At 62.0% G+C, this 3,251-nt stretch carries 2 protein-coding genes and 1 pseudogene; all 3 read left to right on the top strand.

All coding sequences use genetic code 11. From position 1 onward, the window contains the following. Positions 1 to 17 precede the first annotated feature (17 nt). Complete coding sequence (gene murC / locus ACIOVB_RS26735; protein ID WP_305439712.1) at positions 18 to 1,478, top strand: UDP-N-acetylmuramate--L-alanine ligase; 1,461 nt, start codon at positions 18 to 20, stop codon at positions 1,476 to 1,478. After that, the gene (locus ACIOVB_RS26740) at positions 1,475 to 2,434 is read left to right on the top strand and encodes a D-alanine--D-alanine ligase (RefSeq protein ID WP_401272184.1); all 960 of its coding nucleotides are present in this window, start codon (positions 1,475 to 1,477) and stop codon (positions 2,432 to 2,434) included. Before murC ends, ACIOVB_RS26740 begins: the two co-directional genes overlap by 4 nt. A gap of 4 nt (positions 2,435 to 2,438) precedes the next feature. Further along, a pseudogene (locus tag ACIOVB_RS26745) lies at positions 2,439 to 3,251 on the top strand (cell division protein FtsQ/DivIB); the annotation flags it as partial.

The raw sequence follows: 3,251 nt of genomic DNA on the forward strand, positions 1-3,251 counted from the left end.
CTGTCTGGAGGTGGCCCATGGTTGAGAATCAGAAAGCCATGCCGCAACCGGAAATGCGCCGCATCCGTCGCATCCATTTCGTCGGCATCGGCGGCGTGGGCATGTGCGGCATTGCCGAAGTGTTGTTGAACCTGGGCTATGAAGTGTCCGGTTCCGACCTGAAAGCATCGCCGGTGACCGAGCGTCTGGAATCGTTCGGCGCGAAAATCTATATCGGCCACCGCGCCGAGAACGCCGCTGCTGCCGATGTGTTGGTGGTGTCGAGCGCCGTCAACACGTCCAACCCGGAAGTCGCGACCGCGCTGGAGCGCCGCATCCCGGTGGTGCCGCGTGCCGAAATGCTGGCTGAGCTGATGCGTTATCGCCACGGCATCGCCGTCGCCGGTACCCACGGCAAAACCACTACTACCAGTCTGATCGCTTCGGTGTTCGCTGCCGGTGGCCTCGATCCGACGTTCGTCATCGGTGGTCGTCTGAATGCCGCGGGCACCAATGCCCAGCTCGGCACCAGCCGTTACCTGATCGCCGAAGCCGACGAAAGCGACGCGAGCTTCCTGCATTTGCAACCTCTGGTGGCCGTGGTCACCAACATCGACGCCGACCACATGGCGACCTACGACGGTGACTTCAACAAACTGAAGAAAACCTTCGTCGAGTTCCTGCACAACCTGCCGTTCTACGGTTTGGCGGTGATGTGCCTGGACGATCCAGTGGTGCGCGAAATCCTGCCGCTGGTCAAACGTCCGACCGTGACTTACGGCTTCAGCGAAGACGCCGACGTGCGCGCAATCAATGTGCGCCAGCAAGGCATGCAGACGTTCTTCACTGTACTGCGTCCTGATCGCGAGCCGCTGGAAGTGTCAGTGAACATGCCCGGCAACCACAACGTGCTCAACTCTCTGGCGACCATCTGCATCGCCACCGACGAAGGCGTCAGTGATGAGGCCATCGTTCAGGGCCTGTCCGGGTTCCAGGGTGTCGGTCGACGCTTCCAGGTCTACGGCGAACTGCCGGTGGACGGCGGCCACGTGATGCTGGTCGACGACTACGGTCACCACCCGACCGAAGTCGCCGCCGTGATCAAAGCCGTGCGCGGTGGCTGGCCGGAGCGCCGTCTGGTGATGGTTTACCAGCCGCACCGTTACAGCCGCACTCGGGATCTGTACGACGACTTCGTCAATGTACTGGCCGACGCCAACGTGCTGCTGCTGATGGAAGTCTATCCGGCCGGCGAAGAACCGATTCCGGGCGCCGACAGCCGCAAGCTGTGCAACAGCATCCGTCAGCGCGGTCAGCTCGATCCGATCTACATCGAGCGTGGCGTCGATCTGGCGCCGCTGGTCAAGCCGCTGCTGCGTGCCGGCGACATTCTGCTGTGCCAGGGCGCCGGTGATATCGGCGGTCTCGCACCGAAACTGTTGAAAAGTGAGTTGTTCGCTGGCGCCGTGGCGGCGTCGGTCGAGGGGAAGTTGAAATGACTGCTGCCTACGCCAATCTGTCCTCCACTATCGCGCCGAAAGACTTCGGCCGTGTCGCCGTGCTTTTCGGTGGCCTGAGTGCCGAGCGTGAGGTTTCGTTGAAATCCGGTAACGCCGTGCTCGAGGCGCTGCAAAGCGCTGGCGTGGACGCGTTCGGCATCGACGTCGGCGCAGACTTTCTGCAGCGTCTGCTCAGCGAGAAAATCGACCGCGCCTTCATCATTCTCCACGGTCGCGGCGGCGAAGACGGCTCCATGCAGGGCCTGCTCGAATGCGCGGGCATCCCGTACACCGGCAGCGGCATCCTCGCTTCGGCACTGGCAATGGACAAACTGCGCACCAAGCAGGTCTGGCACAGCCTCGGGATTCCGACGCCGCGTCACGCCGTGCTGTGCAGCGAAGCCGATTGTATTTCGGCAGCGACGGAACTGGGCTTCCCTTTGATCGTCAAACCGGCGCATGAAGGTTCAAGTATCGGGATGGCCAAAGTGAGTTCTGCGTCCGAGTTGATCGACGCATGGAAAGCGGCCAGTACCTACGATTCGCAAGTCTTGGTTGAGCAATGGATTCAAGGTCCAGAGTTCACCATCGCCACCCTGCGTGACCAGGTGTTGCCTCCAATCGCCCTGGGTACACCGCACACGTTCTACGACTACGACGCCAAGTACATCGCCAACGATACCCAGTACCGCATTCCGTGCGGGCTGGATGCCGCCAAGGAACAGGAACTCATGGATCTCACGGCCAAGGCCTGTGAGGCGCTGGGTATCGCCGGTTGGGGCAGGGCGGACGTGATGCAGGACGCCGACGGGCAGTTCTGGTTCCTGGAAGTGAACACCGCACCGGGCATGACCGATCACAGTCTGGTGCCGATGGCGGCCCGTGCCGCCGGTCTGGATTTCCAGCAACTGGTTCTGGCCATTCTGGCCGCCAGTGTTGAAGACGCTAGAGGTTAAGACGATGCAAGGCGCTCAGCTCAGACATCAGCCACCCGCACCCGGCCGCAAGCCGGTGCCGCGGGGTGCCAGCCGAATGGTGGCCAAAGAGCCGATGTCCGCGCGCCTGCCGAAAGCCAACTTCGGTTTTCTGAAAAGCCTGTTCTGGCCGGTGCTGCTGGTCGCGCTCGGGTTCGGTACTTACGAAGGCGCGCAGCGTTTGCTGCCGTACGCCGACCGGCCGATCACCAAGATCGCCGTGCAGGGCGACCTGAGCTACATCAGCCAGCAAGCGGTGCAGCAGCGAATCGCGCCTTTTGTGGCGGCGAGCTTCTTCACCATCGATCTGGCGAGCATGCGCAAGGAACTTGAGCAAATGCCCTGGATCGCCCACGCCGAAGTGCGTCGGGTCTGGCCGGATCAAGTGGTGATTCGCCTCGAAGAGCAACTGCCGGTGGCGCGTTGGGGTGACGAGTCTTTGCTGAACAACCAGGGCCAGGCGTTTACGCCCAGGGAACTGGCGAACTACGAACACCTGCCACAGCTGTTCGGCCCACAACGGGCCCAGCAGCAAGTGATGCAGCAGTACCAGGTGCTGAGCCAGATGTTGCGCCCGCTGGGCTTCTCGATTGCACGCCTGGAATTGCGTGAACGCGGGAGCTGGTTCCTGACCACCGGTGCCGGCAGTTCCGGCCCCGGCATCGAGTTGCTGCTGGGACGCGGCAACCTGGTGGAAAAGATGCGCCGCTTCATCGCCATCTATGACAAGACGCTCAAAGAACAGATTACGAACATTGCGCGCATCGATCTGCGCTACGCAACGGCCTCGCTGTTGGCT

The sequence above is a fragment of the Pseudomonas sp. NPDC087639 genome, assembly GCF_044743385.1.
Classification (GTDB): Bacteria; Pseudomonadota; Gammaproteobacteria; order Pseudomonadales; family Pseudomonadaceae; genus Aquipseudomonas.